Source organism: Spirillospora sp. NPDC029432 (assembly GCF_040703975.1).
Lineage (GTDB): Bacteria > Actinomycetota > Actinomycetes > Streptosporangiales > Streptosporangiaceae > Spirillospora.
The window spans coordinates 1-26,048 of sequence record NZ_JBEZWH010000090.1 but is presented as its reverse complement, the minus strand read 5'-3'; the positions used below and the strand labels follow the sequence as shown (position 1 = coordinate 26,048).

Annotated in this window: 27 protein-coding genes; 15 read left to right on the top strand and 12 right to left on the bottom strand. The window is 73.9% G+C overall.

The window, feature by feature from the left end:
* Window positions 1-49 precede the first annotated feature (49 nt).
* From AB0881_RS38090 to AB0881_RS38070, 5 genes are all read left to right on the top strand, one after another.
* Window positions 50-568 carry a SelB C-terminal domain-containing protein gene (locus AB0881_RS38090; protein ID WP_366625246.1) on the top strand — a complete coding sequence of 173 codons (519 nt, stop codon included), beginning with the start codon at window positions 50-52 and terminating at the stop codon, window positions 566-568.
* An 82-nt stretch (window positions 569-650) separates the two neighbouring features.
* On the top strand, window positions 651-1,844 hold the full coding sequence (locus tag AB0881_RS38085; protein ID WP_366625244.1) for an RtcB family protein: 1,194 nt from the start codon (window positions 651-653) through the stop codon (window positions 1,842-1,844).
* A 51-nt stretch (window positions 1,845-1,895) separates the two neighbouring features.
* On the top strand, window positions 1,896-2,519 hold the full coding sequence (locus tag AB0881_RS38080) for a hypothetical protein (RefSeq protein ID WP_366625243.1): 624 nt from the start codon (window positions 1,896-1,898) through the stop codon (window positions 2,517-2,519).
* A gap of 2 nt (window positions 2,520-2,521) precedes the next feature.
* Entirely contained in the window at window positions 2,522-3,160 is a 639-nt protein-coding gene (locus AB0881_RS38075; RefSeq protein ID WP_366625241.1) for a hypothetical protein, read from the top strand.
* Window positions 3,161-3,180: 20 nt separating this feature from the next.
* Window positions 3,181-4,164 carry a hypothetical protein gene (locus AB0881_RS38070; protein WP_366625240.1) on the top strand — a complete coding sequence of 328 codons (984 nt, stop codon included), beginning with the start codon at window positions 3,181-3,183 and terminating at the stop codon, window positions 4,162-4,164.
* On the opposite strand, the gene AB0881_RS38065 is transcribed toward AB0881_RS38070, so the two are convergent.
* Window positions 4,161-4,967 carry a lysophospholipase gene (locus AB0881_RS38065; protein ID WP_366625238.1) on the bottom strand — a complete coding sequence of 269 codons (807 nt, stop codon included), beginning with the start codon at window positions 4,965-4,967 and terminating at the stop codon, window positions 4,161-4,163. The two genes, AB0881_RS38070 and AB0881_RS38065, sit on opposite strands and share 4 nt — an antisense overlap.
* 131 nt (window positions 4,968-5,098) lie before the next feature.
* Here AB0881_RS38065 and moaA point away from each other — a divergent pair, with 131 nt between their 5' ends.
* From moaA to AB0881_RS38050, 3 genes are read left to right on the top strand one after another with little or no spacing between them, the layout of a single operon-like run.
* A complete protein-coding gene (gene moaA, locus AB0881_RS38060; RefSeq protein WP_366625237.1) occupies window positions 5,099-6,088 on the top strand; it encodes a GTP 3',8-cyclase MoaA in 990 nt (329 codons plus the stop codon).
* Window positions 6,089-6,091: 3 nt separating this feature from the next.
* A complete protein-coding gene (locus AB0881_RS38055; protein ID WP_366625235.1) occupies window positions 6,092-6,718 on the top strand; it encodes an NTP transferase domain-containing protein in 627 nt (208 codons plus the stop codon).
* 46 nt (window positions 6,719-6,764) lie between these two features.
* Window positions 6,765-7,004, top strand: a complete 240-nt coding sequence (locus tag AB0881_RS38050) for a DUF6457 domain-containing protein (RefSeq protein ID WP_366625233.1) — start codon at window positions 6,765-6,767, stop codon at window positions 7,002-7,004.
* A 29-nt stretch (window positions 7,005-7,033) separates the two neighbouring features.
* Here AB0881_RS38050 and AB0881_RS38045 read toward each other — a convergent pair whose 3' ends face one another.
* Window positions 7,034-7,255 carry a hypothetical protein gene (locus AB0881_RS38045; protein ID WP_366625250.1) on the bottom strand — a complete coding sequence of 74 codons (222 nt, stop codon included), beginning with the start codon at window positions 7,253-7,255 and terminating at the stop codon, window positions 7,034-7,036.
* A gap of 92 nt (window positions 7,256-7,347) precedes the next feature.
* Here AB0881_RS38045 and AB0881_RS38040 point away from each other — a divergent pair, with 92 nt between their 5' ends.
* On the top strand, window positions 7,348-8,805 hold the full coding sequence (locus AB0881_RS38040) for an MFS transporter (RefSeq protein ID WP_366625231.1): 1,458 nt from the start codon (window positions 7,348-7,350) through the stop codon (window positions 8,803-8,805).
* Here AB0881_RS38040 and AB0881_RS38035 read toward each other — a convergent pair.
* From AB0881_RS38035 to AB0881_RS38025, 3 genes are all read right to left on the bottom strand, one after another.
* Entirely contained in the window at window positions 8,705-10,030 is a 1,326-nt protein-coding gene (locus tag AB0881_RS38035; protein ID WP_366625229.1) for an NAD(P)/FAD-dependent oxidoreductase, read from the bottom strand. The two genes, AB0881_RS38040 and AB0881_RS38035, sit on opposite strands and share 101 nt — an antisense overlap.
* A complete protein-coding gene (locus tag AB0881_RS38030; RefSeq protein ID WP_366625227.1) occupies window positions 10,023-10,820 on the bottom strand; it encodes a tryptophan 2,3-dioxygenase family protein in 798 nt (265 codons plus the stop codon). Before AB0881_RS38030 ends, AB0881_RS38035 begins: the two co-directional genes overlap by 8 nt.
* A 130-nt stretch (window positions 10,821-10,950) precedes the next feature.
* Window positions 10,951-11,760 carry a thioesterase family protein gene (locus tag AB0881_RS38025; RefSeq protein ID WP_366625225.1) on the bottom strand — a complete coding sequence of 270 codons (810 nt, stop codon included), beginning with the start codon at window positions 11,758-11,760 and terminating at the stop codon, window positions 10,951-10,953.
* Window positions 11,761-11,849: 89 nt separating this feature from the next.
* On the opposite strand from AB0881_RS38025, the gene AB0881_RS38020 reads away from it, so the two are divergent.
* Window positions 11,850-12,956 (top strand): alpha/beta hydrolase, encoded by a 1,107-nt coding sequence (locus AB0881_RS38020; protein WP_366625223.1) that lies wholly within the window; start codon window positions 11,850-11,852, stop codon window positions 12,954-12,956.
* A gap of 32 nt (window positions 12,957-12,988) precedes the next feature.
* Here AB0881_RS38020 and AB0881_RS38015 read toward each other — a convergent pair whose 3' ends face one another.
* Window positions 12,989-13,519 carry a MarR family transcriptional regulator gene (locus AB0881_RS38015; RefSeq protein ID WP_366625221.1) on the bottom strand — a complete coding sequence of 177 codons (531 nt, stop codon included), beginning with the start codon at window positions 13,517-13,519 and terminating at the stop codon, window positions 12,989-12,991.
* A gap of 76 nt (window positions 13,520-13,595) precedes the next feature.
* On the opposite strand from AB0881_RS38015, the gene icmF reads away from it, so the two are divergent.
* A complete protein-coding gene (gene icmF / locus AB0881_RS38010) occupies window positions 13,596-16,799 on the top strand; it encodes a fused isobutyryl-CoA mutase/GTPase IcmF (protein ID WP_366625219.1) in 3,204 nt (1,067 codons plus the stop codon).
* Entirely contained in the window at window positions 16,799-17,587 is a 789-nt protein-coding gene (locus tag AB0881_RS38005; RefSeq protein ID WP_366625217.1) for a helical backbone metal receptor, read from the top strand. The genes icmF and AB0881_RS38005 overlap by 1 nt, the downstream gene beginning before the upstream one ends.
* Here the strand turns inward: AB0881_RS38005 and AB0881_RS38000 are convergent.
* From AB0881_RS38000 to AB0881_RS37985, 4 genes are all read right to left on the bottom strand, one after another.
* Entirely contained in the window at window positions 17,517-18,164 is a 648-nt protein-coding gene (locus AB0881_RS38000; protein ID WP_366625215.1) for a TetR/AcrR family transcriptional regulator, read from the bottom strand. The two genes, AB0881_RS38005 and AB0881_RS38000, sit on opposite strands and share 71 nt — an antisense overlap.
* A 36-nt stretch (window positions 18,165-18,200) precedes the next feature.
* On the bottom strand, window positions 18,201-18,959 hold the full coding sequence (gene fabG, locus AB0881_RS37995) for a 3-oxoacyl-ACP reductase FabG (RefSeq protein ID WP_366625213.1): 759 nt from the start codon (window positions 18,957-18,959) through the stop codon (window positions 18,201-18,203).
* A gap of 22 nt (window positions 18,960-18,981) precedes the next feature.
* Complete coding sequence (locus AB0881_RS37990; protein WP_366625248.1) at window positions 18,982-20,133, bottom strand: acyl-CoA dehydrogenase family protein; 1,152 nt, start codon at window positions 20,131-20,133, stop codon at window positions 18,982-18,984.
* Between the two features lie 545 nt (window positions 20,134-20,678).
* Window positions 20,679-21,017, bottom strand: a complete 339-nt coding sequence (locus AB0881_RS37985; protein ID WP_366625211.1) for a DUF3099 domain-containing protein — start codon at window positions 21,015-21,017, stop codon at window positions 20,679-20,681.
* Between the two features lie 50 nt (window positions 21,018-21,067).
* Between AB0881_RS37985 and AB0881_RS37980 the strand changes: the two genes are divergently transcribed.
* A complete protein-coding gene (locus AB0881_RS37980) occupies window positions 21,068-21,280 on the top strand; it encodes a dodecin (RefSeq protein ID WP_366625209.1) in 213 nt (70 codons plus the stop codon).
* A 98-nt stretch (window positions 21,281-21,378) separates the two neighbouring features.
* On the opposite strand, the gene AB0881_RS37975 is transcribed toward AB0881_RS37980, so the two are convergent.
* The gene (locus tag AB0881_RS37975; protein WP_366625208.1) at window positions 21,379-22,767 is read right to left on the bottom strand and encodes a metallopeptidase TldD-related protein; all 1,389 of its coding nucleotides are present in this window, start codon (window positions 22,765-22,767) and stop codon (window positions 21,379-21,381) included.
* The gene (locus tag AB0881_RS37970; protein ID WP_366625207.1) at window positions 22,764-24,263 is read right to left on the bottom strand and encodes a TldD/PmbA family protein; all 1,500 of its coding nucleotides are present in this window, start codon (window positions 24,261-24,263) and stop codon (window positions 22,764-22,766) included. The genes AB0881_RS37975 and AB0881_RS37970 overlap by 4 nt, the downstream gene beginning before the upstream one ends.
* Before the next feature lie 191 nt (window positions 24,264-24,454).
* On the opposite strand from AB0881_RS37970, the gene AB0881_RS37965 reads away from it, so the two are divergent.
* Together AB0881_RS37965 and fabI are read left to right on the top strand one after the other, a co-directional pair.
* Complete coding sequence (locus tag AB0881_RS37965; RefSeq protein ID WP_366625205.1) at window positions 24,455-25,159, top strand: beta-ketoacyl-ACP reductase; 705 nt, start codon at window positions 24,455-24,457, stop codon at window positions 25,157-25,159.
* A 1-nt stretch (window position 25,160) separates the two neighbouring features.
* Window positions 25,161-25,949 (top strand): enoyl-ACP reductase FabI, encoded by a 789-nt coding sequence (fabI, locus tag AB0881_RS37960; protein ID WP_366625203.1) that lies wholly within the window; start codon window positions 25,161-25,163, stop codon window positions 25,947-25,949.
* Window positions 25,950-26,048 lie beyond the last annotated feature (99 nt).

Sequence of the window (26,048 nt, the reverse complement as noted above, 5' to 3'; positions counted from 1 at the left end):
CGCGAACCTGGCCGGGGTGGGGAGCCTATCGTCGGGAAGCTTTACCAGGGTGACTCTGGCGGTCCTGCCCTCGCTCGTCACCTCGATAGGAGGCGACGGGCTGCCGCTGGAGACGGCCCGGCTCCGCCTCGGCCTGCCCGCCCGCGGCCTGGTCACCGCCCTCGTCCGGGACCCCCTGCGGATCCGGGACGGCCGCGTGTACGGGCCGGGCCCCGACCTGCCGCCCCAGGTCGCCGAGGCCGTGCGGCGGCTGCGGTCGGAGCTGCCGGGCCCGTTCCAGGCGCCCGGCGCCGACCGGCTCAGCGAGCTCGGCCTGACCGCCAAGGAGATCGCCGCCGCCGCGCGCGCCGGCGCCGTCCTGCGCCTGCCCGACGGCATCGTGCTGCCGCCCGGCGCCGACCGCGAGGCGCTGCGGGTCCTGGACGCGCTGCCCCAGCCGTTCACGGTCGCGCAGGCCCGGCAGGCGCTCGGCACCAGCCGCCGCGTCGCCGTCGCGCTCCTGGAGCACCTCGACCACCAGGGCCTCACCCGCCGCCTGGGCGACCGGCGGGCGCTCACCGGGGAATGAGAAAAGAAATTGCAACGGAACGTCCTTCTCTGGCGTCATAGAGCACGGTTCGGAGCACTTCCATAAAGGAGAGGAGCTGGTGGTGCCGTACCAGACGCTGAAGGGCGGCCGCGTTCCGATCCGGATGTGGACCGACCCCGCCACCGTCGAGGACGTGGCGCTGGAGCAGCTGCGCAACGTCTCCGCCCTCCCGTGGGTGGAGGGCCTCGCGGTGATGCCCGACGTCCACTACGGGAAGGGCGCCACCGTCGGATCGGTCATCGCGATGCGCGACGCGGTGTCCCCGGCCGCGGTCGGCGTCGACATCGGCTGCGGCATGACCGCGGTGAAGTCGACGCTCACCGTCGAGGACATGCCCGACGACCTGGGCCTCCTGCGCAGCCGCCTGGAGAGGGCGATCCCGGTCGGCCGGCACGCGCACAAGGAGCCGGTGGACCCGTCGGCGCTGCCCGGCCTGAAGGAGCGCGGCTGGTACGCGTTCTGGAAGGAGTTCGACGACCTGCACCCGGCGGTACGCGGCCGCCTCGGCCGCGCCCGCGGCCAGCTCGGCACGCTCGGCTCGGGCAACCACTTCATCGAGGTGTGCGCCGATGACGGGGGCGCGGTCTGGATCGTGCTGCACTCCGGTTCCCGCAACATCGGCAAGGAACTCGCCGAGCACCATGTCGAGGCGGCCCGGAAACTGCCGCACAACCAGGACCTGCCCGACACGGACCTGGCGGTGTTCCTGGCCGGCACGGTGAAGATGGACGAATACCGCCGCGACCTTTTCTGGGCGCAGGAATACGCCCGCCGCAACCGGGCCGTCATGCTCGCGCTCGCGCAGAACGTGCTGACGAAGTACTTCGGCGCCAAGCGCTGCAAGTGGGACGAGCTGATCTCCTGCCACCACAACTACGTGGCGGAGGAGACCTACGACGGCGTGGACCTGCTCGTCACCCGCAAGGGCGCGATCCGCGCGGGCGAGGGCGAGCTGGGCATCATCCCGGGCTCCATGGCCACCGGCACGTACATCGTCCGCGGCCTGGGCAACGCGACCGCGTTCAACTCCGCCTCGCACGGCGCGGGCCGCAGGATGAGCCGCAACAAGGCGCGCAAGGCGTTCACGGTCGAGGACCTGGAGGAGCAGACCCGGGGCGTGGAGTGCCGCAAGGACGGCGGCGTCCTGGACGAGATCCCGGGCGCCTACAAGGACCTGGAGTCGGTCATGGCGGCGCAGTCCGACCTGGTCGAGGTCGTCGCCCACCTCCGCCAGCTGATCTGTGTGAAGGGCTGACCGGGGGCGTTTCCCGGCGGAACGTGATCTTCGTCTACTAGGGTGCGGCGCGTGACGAACCTGACTGACGCCCCGGTCCTGCGGATCGAGCAGCGGTCCTCGCAGCTGGAGTACCTGATCTCGGACGGGACCGGGGCCGAGCTCGGCCGGGCGGTCCAGGTGGCCGGGCCCGCGCCGCGCAAGGGGCTGCTGGGCCTGGCCGGCTCCGGGCTCGGCGACGCCCGGGTGGTGCTCCAGGTCTCCGGGACGGACGGCGCGCCGCTGTTCTACGTGGACCGCAAAGGCGGGTGCCCGGTCGCGATCGTGGGCTCCGGCGGCGACGTGATCGGCAGGTTCGTCGGCGACGTCGCCGGAACGTCGCGGGCCAAGGTGGACTCGAGCCGGTTCGGCCTCCCCGGCGCCGGGCTGGTGCACCGGCTGTGGGACGCCCGCGACCGGCCGGTGGGCGAGGTCGCCTGGAAGGTGAAGACCGCCCAGGCCGCCACGGCCCTGGAAGTGCTCGGCGGCGTCTGCGTCGACATGGACGGGACCCGGACGGCCGAGATCGAGGTCCAGGAGAGGAAGTTCAAGGACCGCTACACGCTGCGGATCCCGCCCGGCCTGCCCGGCCCGCCCGAACCGCTGCGCACGCTCGTCCGCGCCGTCCCGCTGGCCCTCGACCTGACCCGGAGCTGACCGTGCACCTGGACGACGCCCTGGCCTGGACGATCGACGAGCCGCAGCTGTTCCGCGACTTCCTCGTCCACGCGGACGGGCGGCCGCTCGCCGATGTCACGCGACTTCCCGACCCGGAGGCCGACGACGGGCTCATGCCGTACCCGGACCCCCACGCCCGCTACGGCACCGACCGCTTCCGGGTGAGCGCGGCGACGCCGGACGGGCGCCCGCGCTTCATCGTCGACTGGACCTCGGACCCGATGAAGCCCCGGCCGGCGTTCGTGACGGCGCCGGACGGCGCCCCGATCGGCGAGCTGGCGGTCAGCGTCGGCGGCTTCGGCGGGGCGTTCAAGTTCCTGACGGGACGCGGCGGGGCGGGATACGTCCTGCGCGACGCGCGCGGCGAGGTCCTCGCCGGCCTCCACACCCCTCCCATGAACGACCCGGACGCGGAGGGCGGTGTCGAGATCGCGGGGGAGAACGCGGGGGAGGAGATCGGCCGCTTCTCCGTCGGCCTGTCCCCGTACGGCGACCGCAGGCGCCGCTACACCATGCGCCTGCACCGCCCCGTCCCGGAGCCGCTGCGGACGCTCCTGCTCGCCTCGCTGATCGGGATGGAGCTGATGGTCCCGGTCATCGCCCTGCCCGGCGAGCGCTAGCCGGCTCCGGCGGTGGAGCCGTGACGGTCTTCGCCTGCGGCGCGTGCGGCGACGGCCTGACCGGGCCGGTGCGCCGCGTGCCGCTGCCGGAGGAGCGGTGGATCTCGCCGCCGCACACGAGCGAGCCGGCCGCCGTGCCGCTCATGGGGCCGGGCGTCTACGCCGTCGATCCCGAGCCGTACGGGGACGCGCGCGTCCGGGGCACGTACGTGCTGGCGCCGGGAGAGGTGCGGGGGGCGCTCATCCTGGAGCGGTGCGAGATCGGCTGCCTCGGGATCCACGGCTACAAGGCGCCCAACCTGGCCTGCGTCTCCTGCGGCGCCGAGATCGGGTCGCGGACCGACGACTGCGCGGCGTGGCAGGAGACCCGCCTCCACCCGGGTGCGGTGAGCGCGGAGCGGGTGGACGAGCACGTGCCCGCGCGGGACGTCGAGGAGGTGCTGGGACGCGCGCCGTTCGGGGACGGGGGCGACGCGGACTGGCTGTGGTTCGGGCGGCTGGCGATCGGCGCGGCCGCCGTCCTGGCGCGGTCGGGCGGCCTGCCGCTGCGTTTCGGCGCGCGGGCGGAGCCGGTGCGGGAGTTCCTCGCCGGGGCGCTGGGCGGCACGGCGTTCGAGGACCCGGCGGGCCGCGCGCCCGGCGGGTTCGCCTTCTGCGACGTGGTGGCCGGTGAGCCGGAACGGCCGGGCGGGGCCGTGCGGCTGCTCGGGCTCGTGCCGCGGGGAGGCCGCGCGCCGGACGGCTTCGAGGCGGTGCCCGTGGACCGGCGCGTGTGGGCGTACCTCGCCGACGACCCCGGCCGGACGGCGCGGACGCGGTGGCGGCCGGGCCTGGCGGCCGCCGCCCACCGGGACGAGCCCGACCACCGCGGCTCCGCGGCCGAGTTCCGCGCTGAGGGCCGGTGGGCGGGACGCCGGGACCTCGCCCGCCTGCTGGCCCGGCGGCCCGAGAGCGCGGAACCCCGGCTCGCCGCGCTCCTCGCCGGACTCGCCCCCCGGACCTAGCCGAGGACGCGGTCGATGAACGCGGTCACGTCGGCGAGGACCTCGTCGCGGTTGGTCTCGTTGAAGACCTCGTGCCGCGCCTCGGGGTAGATCCGCTCGGTGAGGTCGTCGCCGCGGACCGCGCGGATGCCCGTGCGGGTGCCCTCCAGCGGTACGAGCCGGTCGTCGGACCCGTGCACCCAGAGCGTGGGCAGCGCGCCCAGCGAGCCGTGCGCGTTGATCCGGTCGAGGGACGTCTGGAGCGCCTTGAGCGTGGTGCGCTTGAACGGCCCGTGCCAGATCAGCGGGTCGGCGGTGTAGGCCGCGCCGACCTCCGGGTCGCGGGACAGCGTCTCGGTGTCGATGGGCGTGTCCGGGATCTCCTCCAGCGCCAGCAGCTCGGTCAGCACGTCCCAGCGCCCGAGCACCGGCCCCGACAGCACGAGCGCGGTGAGCTCGTCGGCGTGGACCTGGGCGTACCGGGTGGCGATGAGGCCGCCCATCGAGTGCCCGATGAGGACGACCGGCAGGTCCGGGTGGTCGGAGCGGGCGGAGCGCACGACGGCGTCGAGGTCGGCGACGATGTCCTCGACGTCCTCGATGAGGACGCGCTCGCCGCCCGACTTCCCGTGGCCGAGGTGGTCGGGGCCGCACACGGCCGCGCCGTGCGCCAGCAGCGCCGCGGCGACGTGCTCGTAGCGGCCGAGGTGCTCGCCGTACCCGTGGGCCAGGACGGCGATGTAGCGGGGATCGGGCCGCGTCCAGACGCGGGCGTTGACCGCCCCGCGCGTTCCGGCGAACTCCCAGTCGCGTGCCGTGGCCACGCGCGCCTCCCCAGATGGGTTCCGATGATCGTCCTGGCAGGTACCGTCTCCTGTGATGAGGTGAACCGTCAACCGCGCAATAGGGTGGGTCGTCCGAGGAACCGCCTTCAGGACTTCAGGAAGGGGCGCCCGTGCTGGTCGACACCTTCGGCCGTACCGCCACTGATCTACGGGTCTCCCTGACGGACCGCTGCAACCTGCGCTGCACGTACTGCATGCCGCCCGAGGGGCTGGACTGGCTGCCCAAGCCGGAGCTGCTCACCGACGACGAGGTGGTCCGGCTCGTCCGCCTGGGCGTGGAGCGGCTGGGGATCACCGAGGTCCGCTACACCGGCGGCGAGCCGCTGCTGCGCCGCGGGATCGCGGACATCGTCCGCCGGACCACGGCGCTGGAGCCGCGCCCGCAGGTGTCGCTGACCACCAACGGCATCGGGCTGGAGCGGCTGGCGGGCCCGCTGGCCGAGGCGGGCCTGGACCGGGTGAACGTCTCGCTCGACTCCCTCGACCGCGCGGTCTTCAAGCGGCTGGCGCACCGCGACCGGCTGCCGGACGTGCTCGCCGGGCTGGCCGCCGCCCGCGACGCCGGGCTGCTGCCGGTCAAGGTGAACGCCGTGCTGATGCGCGGCGTCAACGAGGGCGAGGCCGTGCCGCTGCTGCGCTTCTGCCTGGACAACGGCTACCACCTGCGCTTCATCGAGCAGATGCCGCTGGACGCCCAGCACGGCTGGACCCGCGACGGCATGATCACCGCGGACGAGATCCTGGACATGCTCGGCGCGGAGTTCGCGCTGGAGCCGGACGGGCCCGGCGAGCGGGGCAGCGCGCCCGCCGAGACGTTCCTGGTGGACGGCGGCCCGGCGCGGGTCGGGGTGATCGGATCGGTGACCCGGCCGTTCTGCGGCGCCTGCGACCGGGTCCGGCTGACCGCCGACGGGCAGGTGCGCAACTGCCTGTTCGCGACCGAGGAGTCCAACCTGCGGGACGCGATGCGCGCCGGGGCGTCCGACGACGAGCTGGCGGAGCGGTGGCGCGCCGCCGTCCGGTCCAAGCGCGCCGGGCACGGCATCGACGACCCGAGCTTCCTGCAGCCGGCCCGGCCGATGTCGGCGATCGGCGGCTGAGCCGTGCCGCCCTCACCGGACGCGCGCCCGCACGACTACCCGCATGACCGCCCGTACGACGCGGTGCTGCTGGCGGGCGGCCGGGCGCGGCGGCTCGGCGGCGCCGACAAGCCGGGCGCCGCGGTGGGAGGCCGGCCGCTGATCTCCTGGGTCGCCGCCGCCGTCGCGGGCGCCGCCCGGCTGGTCGTGGTGGGCCCGCCGCGCGCCGCGGACCCGCCGGGCGCGATCGTCGTCCGCGAGGACCCGCCCGGCGCGGGCCCGGTCCCCGCGCTGCGCGCCGGCCTGGCCGAGGCGAGGGCGCCCCGCACGGTGCTGCTGGCCGCCGACCTCCCGTTCCTGCGGCCCGCCCACGTGGCGGCGCTGCTGGACGCGGCGGACGCGCCGGGCGCGGGCGGCGCGGTGCTGGTCGACGAGGACGGCCGGGAGCAGTGGCTCGCGGGCTGCTGGCCCACGGCCGGCCTCCGCGCCTCCCTCGCCTCCTACGAGGGCGGCTCGCTGCGCGGCCTGCTCGGCCCGCTGGACCCCGCGCGGGTGGCGCTCCCGGCGGGGGAGCGGCCGCCCTGGTACGACTGCGACACCCCCGGCGCCCTCCTCCACGCCGACCGGCTGGCCGTTCCGTACGATCGCTGAGGACCGAGGGGGGAGACCCCGTGCTGGAGGGCGTGCTGGAGGGATCGTGCTGGAGGAATGGATCGAGGCGGTCTGCCTGGAGCTGGGGCTGGACCGCGCGGAGATCGACCGCGACCTGGTGCTCGACCTGGCCCGGGACGTCGCCCACGGAGTGGCCCGGCCGGGGGCGCCGCTGACGGCGTACCTGCTCGGCCTGGCGGTGGGCCGGGGCACGCCCGCGCGGGACGCCGCCGCGCGGATCACCGAGATGGCGGAGGGCTGGGCCGCCCGCGACGGCGGCTCCTAGACGGCTGCTGAGCGGCTGCTAGGCGGTGCTCACGGCGCGTCGCGGTCGGCGACCGGGACGACGTCGCGCAGGAAGTCGCGGCGGCCGAGGAAGGCCGACAGGCTCTCCCGGTGGTCGGCGCAGGCCAGCCAGATCTTCCGCCGGTCCGGGGTGTGGATCTTGGGGTTGTTCCAGCGGAGCGCCCAGACCGCCTCGGCCCGGCAGCCCTTGGCCGAGCACAGCAGCTCCTCTTCCGCGCCGTCGCCCCTGATACCGCCCGTGCTGTCGCCCGTGTCGTCGTCACTCACCCGCCCAGCCTGGCACACCGCGTTTGGCGGCCGTGCGGCGGGACATGATCGTCTTCGTGGGCACCGGGACTCCGTCCGGCCGCCGCCGCTGGCAGGCGCTGGGCGTCTGCCTGGTCGCGGCGTTCATGACGCTGCTGGACGTCAGCATCGTCAACGTCGCCCTGCCCTCCATCAGGGACGGGCTGCAGGCCTCCGACGCGCAGCTGCAGTGGATCCTGTCGGGGTACGCGCTGACGTTCGGGCTGGTCCTGGTCCCGGCGGGGCGGCTGGGGGACGCGCGCAGCCGGCGCGCGGTGTTCATGACCGGCCTGGGGCTGTTCGTCGCGTCCAGCGCGCTGGCGGGTCTGGCGCCCGGGATCGGCTGGCTGATCTTCGCGCGGCTGCTGCAGGGCGTCGCGGGCGGCGTGCTGAACCCGCAGATCGCGGGGCTGATCCAGCAGCTGTTCCAGGGCGCCGAGCGGGGCCGCGCCTTCGGCGCGCTGGGCGCGGTGATCGGGATCGCGACCGCCGTGGGGCCGCTGCTGGGCGGCGTGCTGATCGCGCTGTTCGGCCCCGACCACGGCTGGCGCTGGATCTTCCATGTGAACGTCCCGGTGGGCCTGGTCGCGCTCGTGCTGGCGTGGCGGCTGCTGCCGCCGCCGGTGCACGGCAGGCGGGAGGGGCTGGACCCGTTCGGCGTCGTCCTGCTCGGCGCGGGCGTGCTCGCGATCATGCTGCCGTTCCTGCAGGAGCGCGAGTGGCACGGCCCGGCGAAGTGGCTGCTGCTCGCGGCGGGGGCGCTCGTCCTCGCGGGGTTCGTGCTGTGGGAGCGGAGCCGGCCGGAGCCGATCGTCGACCTCGACCTGTACCGGATGCGCTCGTACGCGCTCGGCGCGGGGATCGCGTTCCTCTACTTCGCCGGGTTCACCGCCATCTTCTTCATCTTCACCCTCTACCTGCAGAACGGCCTGGGCTACAGCGCGCTGGGCGCCGGGCTGGCGATCACGCCGTTCGCGCTCGGCTCGGGCGGGGCGTCCACCGTGGGCGGCCGGATCGTGGCGCGGTACGGGCGCCCGCTGGTGGCCGCCGGGCTGGCGCTGGTGCTGCTGGGGCTGGTCGCGGCGTGGGTCGCGGTGGAGGTGCATCCCGGGCGCGGTGTCGTCTGGTGGACGGCCCTGCCGCTGCTGGTCGCGGGGCTGGGCAGCGGGCTCGTGATCGCGCCCAACCAGACGATCACGCTGTCGGAGGTGCCGCCCGCGCAGGGCGGCAGCGCGGCCGGGATGCTGCAGACCGGCCAGCGGGTCGGCACCGCCGCCGGGATCGCGGCGGTCGGCGCGATGTTCTTCGCCACGATCGCCGGGACGGGCGGGGACTGGGCGGCGGGCTTCCGGCACGGGCTGCTGGTGATCCTCGGGCTGGTCGCCGCCGCCTTCGTCACCGCGCTGGCCGACCTCCTCCTCGGGCGGCGCGGACGGCCGCGCGCAGCGCCGTCCCGGCCGCCAGCGCGGCCGCGCTCGCCGCAGCGCCGAGAATGAGGTTCTGCCGCCGGATCCGCGCGGGGATCTCCGCGTACGGGACGGTCGTGAACGACACCAGCTCGTACCGCGACATGTAGCGCCCCGCCAGCCGGCGTTCCAGGGCGTGCTGGGCGGCCTGCCGCGCGCGGAACAGCGGCGAGGAGACCCGGTCGCGCATCTCGACGAAGTTGTCCAGCGCCATGCCGGCGATCGCGTCGGTGTTGGGGCGGCGCCGCTCCTGGTAGAGCGCCAGCGCGCGGTCCCAGCGGCCGCCGGTCCCGTCCAGGCACCGGTCGATCTCAATGCAGTCCTCGAACGCGCAGTTGGCGCCCTGCCCGAAGAACGGCACGATGGCGTGCGCCGCGTCGCCGACCAGGGCGACGAGCGTGCCGCCGGCGTCCTGGACCCAGGGGCGGGCGCGGACGGTGACCAGCGAGCCGACCGGGTTGCGCGCGAAGTCGCCCTCCAGGTCCGGCATCAGCCCGGCCACGTCGGGATAGTGCGCCTCGAAGTGCGCGCGGACCTTCCGCGGGCCGTCCAGCGCCGTGAAGTCGCCCTTCGGCCAGAACAGCGTGCAGGTGAACGAGCGGTCCAGGTTGGGCAGCGCGATCATCATCAGCGTGCCGCGCGGCCAGATGTGCAGCGCGTCCGGGTCGAGCGCGAAGCCGCCGTCCGCGCGCGGCGGGACGGTCAGCTCCTTGTAGCCGTGCTCAAGGAAGTCCTGGTCGCAGCCGATGCCGTCCAGGGAGCCGCGCACGGCGCTGTACGCCCCGTCGCAGGCCAGCACCACGCGGGCGCGCTCGCCGGGCTCCCCGTCCAGGAGGATCCGGCCGTCCTCGACGCCGGTGACGCGGCGCGAGAACCGCAGCGTCACGCCGGGCGTGGACTCGGCCGCGTCCAGCAGCGCCGCGTTCAGCTCGGCCCGGCCGATGGAGTTGATGGCACGTTCCCGGTCGGCGCTGTACGGCTGGAAGTTCGGCGCGCCGCCGCCGACCGGGTGGACCATCCGGCCGTGCATCGGCAGCGCCCGCTCCAGGGCCTGCTTCTTGAGGCCGACCTGCTCCAGCGCCGCCAGCCCGCGCGCGGACACGGCCAGGTTGATGGACCGGCCCCGTTCGGCGCCCGCGACGCGCGGGTCGGGGCGCCGCTCGTACACGGTGACCTCGGCGCCGCGCCGTCCCAGCAGCGTGGCGAGCAGGCAGCCGGCCAGCCCGGCGCCGGCGATCACGACCCGTTCAGTCATGGGCGACCGTCTCCTCGATCTGCGAGCGGACCTCCCACAGGTCCGGGAACGCGGGCGTGAACAGCGTGCCGCGCAGGTAGTCGGCGCCGGCCGAGCCGCCCGTGCCCAGCTTGGCGCCGATCGTCCGCTCGACCATCTTCAGGTGCCGGTACCGCCACTCCTGGACGCCCTCGTCGACGTCCACGAGCATCTCGCACACCTCCGCGGCGGGCCTGCTCTCGTCGGAGTAGACCTCGCGCAGCACCCGCTGCACGCCGGGGTCGGGCCGCCAGGGCGCCGCCGGGTCGCGCTCCAGGACCGCCGCCGGGATCGCGTGGCCCTGGCGGTCCAGGTAGCGCAGCAGCGAGTCGAACAGCGACCGGCGGTGGATCGCGGCGCGCAGCCGCGGGTCGTCGCGCAGGTCCGAGGCCGGGTACCCGCGGCGCCCCAGCACCGCCTCCAGCTCCCGGAACTGCGCCGACTGGAAGCCGCTGGAGGTGCCGAGCGCGTCCCGGAACGTGGCGAACTGCCGGGGCGTCATCGTCTCCAGGATGTCCAGCTGCCCCACAACGGTCTTGAGGATCTTGGCGATCCGCCGCCCGGTGTGCAGCGCCCCGGCGCTGCCGCCCTCCTCCAGCCGCCGCTGCAGCAGCGCGGCCTCGTGCAGGATCTGCTTGAACCACAGCTCGTACACCTGATGGATGATCACGAACAGCAGCTCGTCGTGCGCCTCCGTACGCGGCTCCTGGCAGTCCAGCAGCCGGTCGAGCCGCAGGTAGCCGCCGTAGGTGAGGGTCCCGTCGTCGCTCATCACGCTCCCAGCCCCCGGCCGGGGCCCGCCGCCACCACGCTGTGGCGAAGATCTGCTCCCGGGCCGGTGACCAACGTATATACCCGGCGAGCCCGGAGGTTCTAGGGCGTCGTTCCCGTACGGCGGCGGATCATCCGGCGGGGAGGTCGTCCACCAGCATCGTCTGCAGCCCGCGGCCGACCGCGCCGGCGGTGTCGGCGAGCGTGGCCTGGGCCAGCGCGCTGCCGTTCGGGTCCACGTTCACGCTGGCGCGCATGAACAGCCACTCGCCCACCGGGTCGCGGTGCAGCGCGACCGTCATGTCGGTGTTGATGATCAGCCATTTGGCGAGGTCGAGCTGGCTGCCGATGCCGGACATGCTGTCGGCGAGCGTCAGCGTCCGGACCAGCGGCGTGTCCTCCTCCCCGGCGACCAGCGGGACGCGGGACCGCGCCCACGTGCCGCCGGGTCCGGGCTTGCCGAACCTCCCCTCGGACAGGCGCCACTCCATCGCGGAGAGGTAGCCGTCCAGGTGCGCGCTCTCCCAGCCGTCCAGCGCCGAGGCCGCGGCCGGGAGCGGGGGAGCGGCGGGCGTGTGGTCGGACCGCTCGACGCCGGCGGGCGCGGCGGCGATCCGCCAGGCGGTCGCGCGCACGACCGGCCGGCCCTCGTGCGACAGCTCGCCCTCGAGCAGGGAGACCCGCCGCCCGGGCCGGACGGTGCGGACGGCCGCCTCCAGCGGCGCGACCGGGACCGGCCGCAGGATCTCGACCGTGACCCGCGCGATCCGCGTCCCGGGGACGGGGTCGTGCCGTTCGAGGGCGCGGCCGATGAGGGCCGACACCGGCCCGCCGTGCTGGAGTCCGGGCGACCACGGCCCGGCCGTCGCGGGCGTGCTGGCGAAGCGGCCGCCGCCGAGGGGCTCGTAGAACGCGTCGGCGGCGGGCGCGGCATCGGTCATGATGATCTCCTCGGGTGGGAACGGGCCAGGATAACCTTCACCGAATCTCGTTCGGTCAGGTATGCGGGGCGCGTGCGGAAGGGGCGGCGATGACCGGGATCGTCAGGGAGTTCGTCGGGCTGCCGTCGCCGCCGGCCGGCCGCGCCGGCGCGGGCGGGCACCCCTGCCAGGGCGTCTACCACCGCCCGGCGGGCGCGCCGCCGCCCAGGACGGCGTTCATCGCGGCGCACTACGACATCGACTTCTCCGAGCACTACCTGGCGCCCTACCTCGCCGAACGCGGGTACGGCTTCCTCGGCTGGAACACCCGCTTCCGGGGGAGCGGGGCGTACTTCCTGCTCGACCACGCGCTCGCCGACATCGGCGTGGGCGTGCGCTGGCTGCGCGAGGAGGCGGGGGCCGAGCGGGTGGTCCTGCTCGGCAACTCCGGCGGCGGCTCGCTGATGGCGGCGTACCAGTCGCAGGCCGTCGAGCCCACCGTGGCGCCGGTGGCGGGGGCGCGGCCGGTGGAGGCGATCGAGGACCTGCCCGCCGGCGACCTGTTCGTCGCGCTGGCCGCGCACTCCGGGCGCCCCGAGGTCCTCACCGCCTGGATGGACCCCTCGGTGGCCGACGAGGCCGACCCGCTGTCGGTGGACCCCGCGCTCGACCCGTTCGACCCCGCGAACGGGCCGCCGTACGGCGCGGGGTTCCAGGAGCGCTACCGCGCCGCGCAGCGGGCGCGCAACGAGCGGATCACCGAGTGGGCGCTCGCGGAGCTGGACCGGCTGCGGGGGACGCGGGCGCGCGACCGGCTGTTCGCCGTGCACCGGACGTGGGCGGACCTGCGGATGATCGACCCGTCGATCGAGCCGTCCGCGCGCCGCCCGAACCGGTGCTACCAGGGCGAGCCCGCGAAGGCGAACTACGGCGTGTTCGGGCTCGCGTCGCAGTGCACGCTGCGGACCTGGCTGTCGATGTGGAGCCTGCGCACCTCCCAGTGCGCGGCCGCGCCGCACCTGGCGCGCGTCACCGTGCCGTCCCTGGTCGTGCACGCGACGGCGGACGAAGGGGTCTTCGACAGCGACGCCCGCGCGGTGTACGGGGCGCTGGCCGCGCGCGACAAGCGGCTGGAGCTCATCGAGGACGAGCACTACCTGCGGAACTCGCGGCCGGAGGCGGCCGACCTGATCGACGGCTGGGTGCGCGCGCACTAGCGCGGGCTCTCCCGCGGGCTGCCGCATGGGCGTCAGGACGGGACGTCGCCCGCCGCGACGCGGACGGCGCGCAGCGCGGCGGTGATCGCGGCGGCCTGGCCGGAGTCCAGCCCGGGCAGGCCGAAGTCGGCGTCGTGCAGCGCGGCCGTCGCCTCCTCGGCCAGCTCCCGGCCGGCCGGGGTGATGGCCGCCAGCACGACCCGGCGGTCGTCGGGGGAGGGGCGGCGCTCGACCAGGCCGCGCCGCTCCAGCCGGCCGATCACGTTGGTGACCGAGGCGGGGTGCACCATCAGCCGGGCGCCGACCTTGCCCATCGGGAGCGTGCCGGTACGGGCGAACGCCAGCAGCCGCAGCGCCTCGTACGCGGCGAACGTCAGCCCGAAGGGCTTCAGCGCGGCCTCGACCAGCCCCAGCAGCAGCTGCTGCGCGCGCATCACCGAGGTGACGGCCGCCATGCGGTCGGCGTGCTCGGGCCAGCGGGCGCTCCACTGGCGGTGCGCCTCGGCGATGGGGTCCAGCGGCGCGGGGGGCGCGTGGGGCTCGTTCTTGACCGGGTCGCTCACGGAAAGTATTTTAGCTTCCAAATATTGGATGTCCAAGGGCTGGGCGGCGGCCCGGCCAGCACAGGCTGGGGGAGCGATGCACGTCCCGGTGCACCCGGTGCGGTTCGTGACGGCGGCGGCGCTGTTCGACGGGCACGACGCGGCCATCAACATCATGCGGCGGATCCTGCAGTCGCAGGGCGCCGAGGTGGTCCATCTGGGGCACGACCGCTCGGTCCGCGAGGTCGTCGACGCCGTCCTGGAGGAGGACGCCCAGGGCGTGGCGATCAGCTCGTACCAGGGCGGGCACGTCGAGTACTTCGAGTACCTGGCGCAGTCCCTGGCCGAGGCGGGCGCCGGCCACGTGAAGGTGTTCGGCGGGGGCGGCGGCGTCATCGTGGCCGAGGAGATCGCCCGGCTGGCCGCCGCCGGGGTGCGGATCTTCTCGCCCGAGGACGGCCAGCGGCTCGGCCTGCCCGGCATGATCAACGAGCTGGTCCGGGACTGCGACGTGGACCTCGCCGCGCGGCCCGTCCCGGTGGAGGCGGTGCTGGCGGGGGAGCGGCCCGCGCTGGCCCGCGCGATCACCTGCCTCCAGGCCGGGCGGCTGCCCGAGGCCGACCGCGCGGCGCTGGCCGCGGCGTCGGGGCGGCGGAACGTCCCCGTGCTCGGCATCACCGGCACCGGCGGCTCCGGCAAGTCGTCCCTCACCGACGAGCTGGTGCGGCGGCTGCGCGCCGACCGGCAGGACAAGGTCCGCGTCGCCGTCCTGGCCGTGGACCCGACCCGGCGGCGCGGCGGCGGGGCGCTGCTCGGCGACCGCATCCGGATGAACTCCCTGGACGGCGACCACGTGTTCTTCCGGTCGCTGGCCACCCGCGGCGCCCGCGAGCTGCCCGAGGGCGTCGAGGGCGCGGTCGAGGCGTGCAAGGCCGCCGGCTACGACCTGGTGATCCTGGAGACGCCCGGCATCGGGCAGGGCGACGCGGCGATCGTCCCGCTGGCCGACGTGTCGCTGTACGTGATGACGCCCGAGTTCGGCGCCGCGTCCCAGCTCGAGAAGATCGACATGCTGGACTTCGCGGACGTCGTCGCGATCAACAAGTTCGAGCGCCGGGGCGCCGCCGACGCGCTCCGCGACGTGTCCCGGCAGCTGCTCCGCAACCGCGAGGCGTTCGGGTCCTCGCCCGACGACATGCCGGTGTTCGGCACCAGCGCCGCCACGTTCAACGACGACGGCGTCACCGCCCTCTACCAGCACCTCATCGGCGAGCTCGGCCTGGAGCGCGGCGTGCTGCCCGCCGCCGAGACCAAGATCTCCACGGGGGCGGCGCAGGTCGTCCCGCCGAACCGCGTCCGCTACCTGGCGGAGATCGCCGAGACCGTGCGCGGCTACCACGCCGAGACCGCCGCGCAGATCAAGGCGGTACGGCGCGCGCAGCGGCTGGAGGAGGTCCGCGCCGAGCTGTCCGGGCCCGCCGCCGGAGAGGTCGGCGCGCTCCTGGACGAGGCCCGCCGCGACGTCGCCCCCGAGAGCGCCGCGCTGATCGGGGAGTGGCCCGCCGTCGTCGAGTCGTACTCCGGCGACGAGCAGGTCGTCCGCGTCCGCGACAGGGAGCTGCACACCAAGCTGACGCGCGAGTCGCTGTCGGGCAGCCGGATCCCGCGCGTGGCGCTGCCGCGCTACGAGGACCACGGCGAGCTGCTGCGCTTCCTGCGCAACGAGAACCTGCCGGGGCGCTTCCCGTTCACCGGCGGCGTGTTCCCGTTCAAGCGCGACAACGAGGACCCGGCGCGGATGTTCGCCGGCGAGGGCGACCCGTTCCGCACCAACCGGCGCTTCAAGCTGCTGTCGGAGGGCCAGCCCGCCACCCGCCTGTCGACCGCGTTCGACTCGGTCACCCTGTACGGCCGCGACCCCGACGAGCGGCCCGACGTGTACGGCAAGGTCGGCACGTCCGGCGTCTCGATCGCCACGCTCGACGACATGAAGGCGCTGTACGACGGGTTCGACCTCGCCGCGCCCACCACGTCCGTCTCCATGACGATCAACGGGCCCGCCCCGGCCATCCTGGCGTTCTTCCTCAACACCGCGATCGACCAGGGGCTGGACGCGTTCCGCTCCGAGCACGGCCGCGAGCCGTCCGCCGAGGAGGCCGCGAAGATCCGCGCCGAGGTGCTGGGCACGGTGCGCGGCACCGTCCAGGCCGACATCCTCAAGGAGGACCAGGGCCAGAACACCTGCATCTTCTCCACCGAGTTCTCGCTGCGGATGATGGGCGACATCCAGCAGTGGTTCATCGACAACGGCGTCCGCAACTTCTACTCGGTGTCGATCTCCGGCTACCACATCGCCGAGGCCGGGGCGAACCCCATCAGCCAGCTCGCGTTCACCCTCGCCAACGGGTTCACCTACGTGGAGTCGTACCTGGCGCGCGGCATGGACGTCGACGCGTTCGCGCCGAACCTGTCGTTCTTCTTCTCCAACGGCATGGACCCCGAGTACTCCGTCCTCGGCCGGGTCGCCCGGCGGATCTGGGCGGTGGCGATGCGCGAGCGGTACGGCGCGGGGGAGCGCAGCCAGAAGCTGAAGTACCACGTGCAGACCTCGGGCCGCTCGCTGCACGCCCAGGAGATGCACTTCAACGACATCCGCACCACGCTGCAGGCGCTCATCGCCGTCTACGACAACTGCAACAGCCTGCACACCAACGCCTACGACGAGGCCGTCACCACCCCCACCGCCGCGTCCGTGCGGCGCGCGCTCGCCATCCAGATGATCATCAACCGGGAGTGGGGCCTGGCGATGAACGAGAACCCGCTCCAGGGGTCGTTCATCATCGACGAGCTCACCGACCTGGTGGAGGAGGCCGTCCTCGCCGAGTTCGACCGCATCAGCGAGCGCGGCGGCGTGCTGGGCGCGATGGAGACCGGCTACCAGCGCGGCCGGATCCAGGACGAGTCGATGCTCTACGAGCGGCGCAAGCACGACGGCTCGCTGCCCATCATCGGCGTCAACACCTTCCGCGCCCCCGAGGGCGAGGAGGACGGCGACGGCGGCGGCTCGCTCGAACTGGCCCGCGCCACCGAGCAGGAGAAGCGCTCGCAGCTGGAGCGGGTGCGCGCCTTCCAGCAGGACCACCGCGACGAGGCCCCGGCCGCCCTGGAGGCGCTCCGCGAGGCCGCGCGCGGCGGCGGCAACGTGTTCGCCGTCCTCATGGACGCCGCGCGGGTCTGCAGCCTGCAGCAGATCACCGAGGCGTTCTTCGAGGTGGGCGGCCAGTACCGGCGCAACGTCTGATGGAGGCGCCCACAGACGACACCGACGAAACCGACGACACCGGGACCCCGGTACCCGTGCCCGAGCGGGTGGGCCGCGTCGTCTCCCTGGTCCCCTCGCTCACCGAGTCGATCGCGGAGACGGCGCCGGGCCTGCTGGCGGGCGCCACCGACTGGTGCACCCATCCCGCCGGCCTGGACGTCCCGCGCGTGCGCGGCACCAAGAACCCCGACGTAGAGAAGATCATCGGCCTGCGCCCCGACCTGGTCGTCGGCAACACCGAGGAGAACCGGCCCGCCGACGTCGCGGCCCTGCGCGCCGCCGGGATCCCGGTCTGGATGACCGAGATCCGCACCGTGGACGAGGCGCTGGCGTCGCTGCGCCGGATGCTCACCGTGGCGTGCCGGCTGCCCGTGCCGGGCTGGCTCGACGCCGCCGCCGCGGCGTGGGAGGGCGTACGCCCCGCCGAGCCCCGCCGGACGGCGGTCGTCCCGATCTGGCGGCGGCCGTGGATGGTCGCCGGGCGCGCCACCTTCACCGGCGACGTGCTGGCCCGCCTCGGCGTCGACAACCTCTACGCGGGCCACCCCGAGCGCTACCCGAAGATCCCGATCGGGGAGCTCAACGCCGCCGGCGCCGACCTGGTCGTGCTGCCGGACGAGCCCTACGCGTTCTCCGCCGGCGACGGCCCCGAGAGCTTCCCCGGCCTCACACCGGTCCTGGTCAGCGGCCGCCTCCTCACGTGGTACGGCCCGTCCCTGGCGGAGGCTCCCCGGCTGCTCGGCCGGGCTCTGGCGGACGCGCGCTGAACAGGGCCTCCAGGGTGGGCACCATGCGCTCGTCCAGCTCCTCGACCGGGACGCCGATCTCGCGCGCCAGATGCTCCCGGAACAGCGTGTAGCCGTAGATCGTGGACGCCAGGGCGGCGTGCACGGCGTCCACGTCACCGGACGGGAGCGCGCCGCGCGCGGCGTCCTCGGCGAGGGTGTCGCGGCCGCGGCCCCGGGTGGGCAGGATCCGCGGCCGGTCGTCGCCGTCCAGCACCAGCAGCGCGGTCAGCCGGATCGCCTCGGGCCGCCGCGCGTTCCCGCGCAGCAGCAGGGCCAGCCGCTCGCGCAGCGGCAGCCGCGCCGCCGACGCGGCGTCGGCGGCGTTGCGCCTGGCCTGGTGCAGCAGCGCCGAGCGCAGCAGCGCCCGGCGCGAGCCGAAGTACTGGTAGACCAGCCCGCGGTTCACCCCCGCCGCGTCGGCCACCGCGCGCAGGTTGAGCCCCGCGAGCACGCCCTCCTCGCGCAGCAGCTCGGCCGCCGCGGTGCGGAGGGCGGCCTCGGTGGCCTCCCGGTCGTGGAACGATCCGGCGCGGCGCCCCGGCCGCGGGCTGGTCATGCGGGTCCCCGCCGTCCTCTCTCGGCCGCCGCCGGCTCAGGCCTTGGGCCCGCCGGCGACGTAGACGACCTGCCCGGACACGAACCCGGCGTCCTCGCTCACCAGGAACGCGACAGTGCCGGCGATGTCCTCGGGCGTGCCGACCCGGCGCACCGGGATCTGCTCGGCCGCGGCGGTCTTGAACGCCTCGAAGTCGACACCCACCCGGGCCGCGGTCGCGGCGGTCATCTCGGTCGCGATGAACCCGGGCGCGATCGCGTTGGCGGTCACGCCGAACTTGCCGAGCTCGATCGCCAGCGTCTTGGTGAAGCCCTGCAGGCCCGCCTTGGCCGCCGAGTAGTTCACCTGGCCCCGGTTGCCGAGCGCCGAGGTCGACGACAGGTTGACGATCCGGCCCCAGCCCGCCTTCGTCATGTGCGCCTGCACGGCGCGCGTCATCAGGAACGCGCCGCGCAGGTGCACCGAGATGACCGCGTCCCAGTCGTCGTCGGACATCTTGAACAGGAGGTTGTCGCGCAGGATGCCGGCGTTGTTGACCAGCACCACCGGCGGGCCGAGCTCGGCGGCGATCCGTTCCACGGCGGCCTCGACCCGCTCGGAGTCGGAGACGTCCACGCCGACGGCGAGCGCCCGCGCGCCCTCCTTCTCGACGGCCTGGACGGTCGCCGCGCAGGCGGCCTCGTCGAGGTCGCAGACGGCGACGGCGAAGCCCTCCCGGCCGAGCCGGACGGCCGTGGCCGCGCCGATCCCGCGCGCGGCGCCGGTGACGACCGCGACCTTGGTGTTCTCGCTCATGAGGATCTCCCCGCTCCCGGCGTCAGACGCCCAGGTCCTTGGCGATGATGGTCTTGAGCACCTCGCTGGTGCCGCCGTAGATGCGGGTGACGCGGGCGTCGGCGTACATCCGGGCGATCGGGTACTCCAGGATGTAGCCGTAGCCGCCGTGCAGCTGCAGGCACTTGTCGACCACGCGGGCCTGCACCTCGGTGCAGAACAGCTTGGCGCGGGCGGCGTCGGCGGGGGTGAGCTCGCCGGCGTCCAGCGCCTCGGTCGCCCGGTCCACCAGCGACTGGGCCGCCTCGACCTCGGTGGCGCACTCGGCCAGGACGAACTTGGTGTTCTGGAACGAGGAGACCGTCTTGCCGAAGACGGTGCGCTCCTGGACGTACTTCTTGGCGAAGTCCACGGCCGCCATGGCGGAGGCGTAGGAGGAGGCGGCGATGCCCAGGCGCTCCTCGGCCAGGTTGTGGGTCAGGTACTCGAAGCCGCGGCCCTCCTCGCCCAGGAGGTCCTCGACCGGCACCCGCACGTCCACGAACGACAGCTCGGCGGTGTCGGAGCTGCGCAGGCCGATCTTCTCCAGCTTGCGGCCGACCGAGTAACCGGGGCTCTTGGTGTCGACCGCGAGGATCGACAGGCCGGCGCGCCGGTTCTCCGGGGTGGCGGGGGAGGTGCGGGCGACGACCAGCACCCGGTCGGCCAGTACGCCGCCGGTGATGAAGGTCTTGGCGCCGTTGAGGACGTAGTGGTCGCCGTCGCGCTTGGCGGTGGTCTGCATGCCCGCCAGGTCCGACCCGGTGCCCGGCTCGGTCATCGCGATGGCGGTCATCATGTCGCCGCTGATGAAGTCGGGCAGCCAGCGCTTCTTCTGCTCGTCGGAGCCGTACTTCATCAGGTAGGGCAGGACGAGGTTGACGTGCACGCCGTACCCGCCGAAGCCCACCCCGGCGCGGGCGCACTCCTCGGAGATCACCAGCTGGTACTTGAAGCTGGTCTCGCCGGCGCCGCCGTACTCCTCGGGCACCGTGATCCCGAAGACGCCCAGCTCGCCGAGCTTGTTGTAGAAGTCGCGCGGCGGGTGGCCGGCCTCCTCCCACTGCTCGTAGACCGGCGCCACCTCGGCGGCGATGAAGTCCCGGATCGTGGACCGGAAGGCCTCATGATCCTCGTTGAACACGGTACGGCGCACAGCGACGCTCCCTTCGGTCCGCATCTAGCGGAACGCTAAGTTACTTCGAACTGGATTCTAGAATCAACCCGGGTGTGTTCGCTACGGGGGCGTCGCGGGCGGGCCGGGAGGCGGGTTACGGTCGGTGGCCGGATGGGGCCACGGCCGGGCCTTGCAATCCAGGAGTCCTCCGCGTAGAGCCGCGGGCGGGCGCGGGGACGCGCGACGCTTTGCCGCCCCTTGGCCGTCATGTGCCGTTCGGCCGCCAGGGGCAAAGCAGGGTGAAGGTGGGCACCAAGGTGGGGGCGCAGTGCGGAGAACTGCCCTGGGCGGCCTCAGTGCGTCTGTGAGTGCGTCTAAGAGTGCGTCTCGGAGCGTCTCAGGGCCGGCGCATGAGGGCCGGGAAAGTGAAAGCGACGCCGGGTGGATACGGGGGCAATCCACCCGGCGTCGCATCATCGGTGTTCCGACGGGGGCCCGGAACACCGGCACAGGCGCCCCGACGGGGGACCAGAGCGCCGGTACAAATCGTACACCGAACCCCCCCGCCCCGAGTCAAGAGAAAGTCACGACCGGATTTCCGGGCGGTGTCCGGAAATGCCCTTGTGGTGCGGGCTATCGGGCTCCTCGAACCGGGCCCCGGCCTGCGGCTCCCGCCCGCCGTTGGCGATGACGACGCTGATGTAGGGCAGGAAGACCGCTCCTACGATCAGCAGCCCGACCGCCCATAGCGGCGCGCCGAGCACGCCCGCGAGGACCGCGCCGAGGAAGCAGGCGGTCCTGATGCCCATCGAGACGAGGTAGCGGCGCTGCCGGTGCCGGATGTCCTCCGACATGGGCAGGGGCGCGTTGGTCACCGTGTAGACCTCGGAGACCTGGGCCCTCCTGCCAGGAATGACTTTCACGATTCCACGGTATGCCCTGGATGGCCGGGAGGCGACAGCAGGAGGGCCAAATGACCGACCGCACGTACCGGGTGACCGAGATCGTCGGCACCTCGCCCGTTTCCGTCGACGAGGCCGTGCGCAACGGCATCAGACGCGCGTCGCAGACGCTGCGGCACCTGGACTGGTTCGAGATGACCGAGGTGCGCGGCCAGATCGTGGACGGGGAGGTGGCGCACTACCAGGTCGGGCTGAAGGTCGGCTTCCGCCTGGAGGACTCCTGACGCGCCCTGAGCGCACCCCAGAAAGCCGTGGGCGGCCTCCGGTGCCGTACCGGAGGCCCCGCCCAGGGAAAACGCGGCGCGAGCCCGCAGGGGCGCTCTCAGGACGCCTGGGACACCGTCGACATGTTGAAGTCGGCGACCCGCACCGGCGGCATCGCCGCCCGCGTGAAGTAGTCCGACCACTCGCGCGGCAGCGTCGGCGCGGTCGCGCCGGCCTCGGTCATCCGGCCGAGCAGGTCGACCGGGCTCTCGTTGAACCGGAAGTTGTTCACCGCGCCGACGACCTCGCCGTCCTCGACGAGGTAGACGCCGTCGCGGGTGAGGCCGGTCAGCAGCAGGCTCTGCGGGTCGACCTCGCGGATGTACCACAGGCAGGTCAGCAGCAGCCCGCGCTCGGTGCGCGCGACCATGTCGTCCAGCGAGGCGCCGCCGCCCGGCACGGTCATCGTCAGGTTGTCGATCGAGGGCGTCACCGGGAGGCCGGTCAGCGCCGCCGACCGCCGGGTCTGGGCGAGCGCGTTCAGCGTCCCGCCGGAGATCCACTCGGTGGCCTCCAGCGGCAGGCCGTTGTCGAACACCGACGACTCGCGGCTGGAGGCGTGCGCGACCACGAACGGCGCGCACTCCAGCCTCGCCGCGCGCGGGTCGCTGGACAGCGTGACGGGCAGCCCCGACAGCTTCTCGCCGATCCGGGTGCCGCCGCCCGGCGCGCTGAACACCGTGCGGCCGTCGTGCGCGTCCTGCGCGCCCGCCGACCAGTACAGGTAGATCATCAGGTCGGCGACCGCGCTCGGCGGCAGGATCGTCTCGTACCGCCCGGCGGGCAGGTCGATCCGGCGCTCGCCCCATTCCAGCCGGCGGGCCAGCCCGCCGGCCAGGTCCGGCACGTCCACGTCGGCGAAGTCGCGGGTGCCCACGCCCGCCCACGCCGAGCCGCCCGCGCCCTTGGCGTTCAACTCCAGCAGCCCGGTCGGCTGGTCGTGCCGCAGCCGCAGCCCGGCCGACGTGCCCAGGTAGGTCGAGGTGACCACGTGGTTGGCGAACCCGTACAGCCGCCGCCCGCCGGCCTCCGCCGCGGCGAACGCCTCGCCGAGCGCCGGCGCGACCGCCCCGAACACCCCGATCCCGGTCTCGGCGGGCGCGTCGTCCCAGGCGCCGCCCGCCGCCGTCCCGGTGATCAGCGGCGCGGCGTCCTCGGCCGCGGCGTTGCCCGCCGCGTCCGCCTCGGCGGCCCGGACCAGGTCCTCCAGGTCGTCCGCGGTCACCGCCGCGCGCGACACCACCCCGGCCGCCACGCCCTCGCCGGTACGGCGCAGCGCGACGACGGTCAGCCGGCCGGACCGGGTGACGCCGTTGGTCGTCAGCGTGTTGCCCGCCCAGCGCAGGTTGGCGGTGCTGGACTCGTCGGCGATGACCAGGCAGTCGTCGGCGCGCGACAGCTCCAGCGCCCGCTCGACGGCCTCCTGCGGCCGCATGACCCCGCTCATGAGCCGGCCTCCTTCAGCGCGTTGAGGATGTTGACGCCGCGGAACAGCGCGGACGGGCAGCCGTGGCTGACCGGCGCGACCTGCCCCGGCTGGCCCTTGCCGCAGTTGAACGCCCCGCCCAGCACGTACGTCTCCGGGCCGCCCACCGCCTCCATGGAGTTCCAGAAGTCGGTGGTGGTCGCCTGGTACGCCACGTCCCGCAACTGGCCCGCCAGCCGGCCCTTCTCGATCCGGTAGAACCGCTGGCCGGTGAACTGGAAGTTGTAGCGCTGCATGTCGATCGACCAGCTCTTGTCGCCGACGATGTAGATCCCGCGGTCGACGCCGGAGATCAGCTCCTCGGTGGAGGGGCCGTCCGGCGCGGGCTTGAGCGACACGTTCGCCATCCGCTGCAGCGGCATGCTGGACGCGGCGTCGGCGAACGCGCAGCCGTTCGAGCGCTCCTCGCCGGTCAGCCGGGCGATCCGGCGGTCCAGCTGGTAGCCGGTGAACATGCCGCCGGTGATGATGTCGAACTCCTGGGTGCGCACGCCCTCGTCGTCGTACCCGATGGTGGCCAGGCCGTGCTCGGCGGTCCGGTCGCCGGTCACGTTCATGACCTGGGACCCGTACCGCAGGGAGCCGAGCTTGTCGGGGGTGGCGAACGAGGTGCCGGCGTAGGCGGCCTCGTAGCCCAGCGCCCGGTCCAGCTCGGTGGCGTGGCCGATCGACTCGTGGATGGTCAGCCACAGGTTGGACGGGTCGATGACGACGTCGTAGGAGCCGGCGTCGACCGACGGCGCGGCGAGCTTCTCGGCCAGCAGCTCCGGCATCCGGGCCAGCTCGCCGTCCCAGTCCCAGTGGGCGCCGGTCAGCCACTCCCAGCCCCGGCCGACCGGCGGCGCGATCGTCCGCATCGTGTCGAACAGCCCGTCGCCGATGCCGACGGCCGTGAGCACGGGGTGCAGCCGCACCCGCTGCTGGGTGGTGACGGTCCCGGCCAGGTCGGCGAAGAACTTGTTCTCCTTCACCTGGAGCAGCGTGGCGTCGGCGTGGTCGACGCGGGCGTCGCCGAGCAGGCGGCGGCTCCAGTCGGCCAGCAGCGCCACCTTCTCGGCGGTCGGCACGCTGAACGGGTCGGTCTCGTACGCCGAGACCCACGTCCGCTCGCCGTGCACCGGCTCGGGCGCCAGCTCGATGGGCTCGCGGTTGACGGCGGCGGCCACGGCGGCGACCTCGACGGCCTGCTCGGCCACCCGGGCGGCGCCGGCCGCGGTCAGGTCGACGCCGGCGGCGAAGCCCCACGTGCCGTCCTTGACGACCCGTACCGACAGTCCGACGTCGTCGGCGTCCAGCGCGGTCTCCAGGGAGGCGTCGTGCAGGCGCAGTGTCTGGCTGCGGACGCGCTCGAGCCGGAAGTCGGCGTGCTCGGCGCCCAGCTCCCGGGCCCGGGTCAGCGCCGCGTCGGCGAGCGCGCGCAATGGCAACGCGGTGAAAGCGGGATCGATGTCATGCACCTACCGCAACCTACCCTTTGTCACCCCTCGCGCACCCGTGTCCCGCGCGTGGCGCGGCCGGAACAAACGCGGTGATCAGATCTTGTCGGAACGGCACATCTCGTCGCCGCCGGGGGGTCGATACAGTCCATGACTGTTGTGAGCGAGCCGGGAAAACCACGGCCCATCCCTTCGACCGAGAGGTACGACCCATGAGTCGCTCTGTCCTCGTGACCGGCGGTAACCGGGGCATCGGCCTGGCCATCGCCCGCGAGCTGTCGGCCGGAGGTGACGCGGTCGCGGTCACCTACCGCTCCGGCGAGCCGCCCGAGGGCCTGTTCGGCGTGAAGTGCGACGTGACGAGCTCCGAGGACGTCGACGCGGCGTTCGGCAAGGTCGAGGCCGAGCAGGGCAAGGTCGAGGTGCTGGTGGCCAACGCCGGCATCAACAAGGACACCCTGCTGGCGATCATGAGCGAGGACGCGTTCACCTCCGTCCTGGACACCAACCTGACCGGCGCCTACCGGGTGGCCAAGCGCTCGGTGAAGGGCATGATGCGCAACCGCGGCGGCCGCATCATCCTGGTCTCGTCGGTGGTGGGGCTGCTCGGCTCGGCGGGCCAGTCGAACTACGCCGCGTCCAAGGCGGGCCTGGTCGGCTTCGGCCGGTCGCTGGCCCGCGAGCTGGCCTCCCGCAACATCACGGTGAACGTGGTGGCGCCCGGCTTCGTCGACACCGACATGACCGCGGAGCTGTCGGACGAGCAGCAGGACGCGATCAAGAAGGTCATCCCGCTGGGCCGCACGGCCCGGCCGGAGGAGGTCGCCAAGACGGTGCGGTTCCTGGCGAGCGAGGACGCCGCCTACATCACCGGGGCCGTGATCCCGGTGGACGGCGGCCTGGGAATGGGGCACTGACATGGGCATCCTGGAAGGCAAGCGGATCCTGGTCACCGGCGTCCTCACCGACGCCTCGATCGGCTTCCACGTGGCGCGGATCGCGCAGCAGGAGGGGGCGGAGGTCGTCCTGACGGCGTTCCCGCGGCCGACGCTGACGGCGCGCACGGCCAAGCGGCTCCCGACCGGGCCCGACGACCCGCCGCCGGTGCTGGAGCTGGACGTCACCAACACCGAGCAACTGGACGGCCTGGCCGACGGCCTGCGCGGGCACGGCTTCGACCGGCTCGACGGGGTCGTGCACGCGATCGGCTTCGCGCCGCAGAGCGCGCTGGGCGGCAACTTCCTGGAGACGCCGTGGGAGGACGTCGCCACCGCGGTGCACGCCTCGGCGTACTCGCTGAAGTCGCTCACCATGGCCTGCCTGCCGCTGATGAAGGGCGGCGGCTCGGTGGTCGGGCTGGACTTCGACGCCACCAAGGCATGGCCGGTGTACGACTGGATGGGCGTGGCCAAGGCGGGGCTGGAGTCCACGTCCCGCTACCTGGCCAAGTACCTGGGCCCGCAGGGCATCCGGGTGAACCTGGTCGCGGCCGGGCCGCTGGCGACGATGGCGGCCAAGAGCATCCCCGGCTTCGAGGGGATGACCGAGCTGTGGCCGCAGGCGGCCCCGCTGGGCTGGGACATCAAGGACAGCGAGCCCACGGCGCGCGCCTGCGCGGCGCTGCTGTCGGACTTCTTCCCGGCGACGACGGGCGAGATCGTCCACGTGGACGGCGGCCTGCACGCGATCGGCGCCCCGTCGAACTGATCAGCCGAACTGATCGGCGCGCCGACCGGAGCGCCACCGGACGCCCGCCCCGACCCGCGGCGGGCGTTACGCGGTCAGGGGGCCAGGTTTCAGGGGGCC

Excerpts from the sequence above, each read along its gene's own strand:
- icmF (WP_366625219.1), top strand. The coding sequence starts at position 13,596 with ATGCACGTCCCGGTGCACCCGGTGCGGTTCGTGACGGCGGCGGCGCTG.
- AB0881_RS37965 (WP_366625205.1), top strand. The coding sequence starts at position 24,455 with ATGAGTCGCTCTGTCCTCGTGACCGGCGGTAACCGGGGCATCGGCCTG.
- AB0881_RS37975 (WP_366625208.1), bottom strand. The coding sequence starts at position 22,767 with ATGAGCGGGGTCATGCGGCCGCAGGAGGCCGTCGAGCGGGCGCTGGAG.
- fabI (WP_366625203.1), top strand. The coding sequence starts at position 25,161 with ATGGGCATCCTGGAAGGCAAGCGGATCCTGGTCACCGGCGTCCTCACC.
- fabG (WP_366625213.1), bottom strand. The coding sequence starts at position 18,959 with ATGAGCGAGAACACCAAGGTCGCGGTCGTCACCGGCGCCGCGCGCGGG.
- AB0881_RS38035 (WP_366625229.1), bottom strand. The coding sequence starts at position 10,030 with ATGACTGAACGGGTCGTGATCGCCGGCGCCGGGCTGGCCGGCTGCCTG.
- AB0881_RS38030 (WP_366625227.1), bottom strand. The coding sequence starts at position 10,820 with ATGAGCGACGACGGGACCCTCACCTACGGCGGCTACCTGCGGCTCGAC.
- AB0881_RS38020 (WP_366625223.1), top strand. The coding sequence starts at position 11,850 with ATGACCGGGATCGTCAGGGAGTTCGTCGGGCTGCCGTCGCCGCCGGCC.
- AB0881_RS38000 (WP_366625215.1), bottom strand. The coding sequence starts at position 18,164 with ATGACCAGCCCGCGGCCGGGGCGCCGCGCCGGATCGTTCCACGACCGG.
- AB0881_RS38025 (WP_366625225.1), bottom strand. The coding sequence starts at position 11,760 with ATGACCGATGCCGCGCCCGCCGCCGACGCGTTCTACGAGCCCCTCGGC.
- AB0881_RS38005 (WP_366625217.1), top strand. The coding sequence starts at position 16,799 with ATGGAGGCGCCCACAGACGACACCGACGAAACCGACGACACCGGGACC.
- AB0881_RS37980 (WP_366625209.1), top strand. The coding sequence starts at position 21,068 with ATGACCGACCGCACGTACCGGGTGACCGAGATCGTCGGCACCTCGCCC.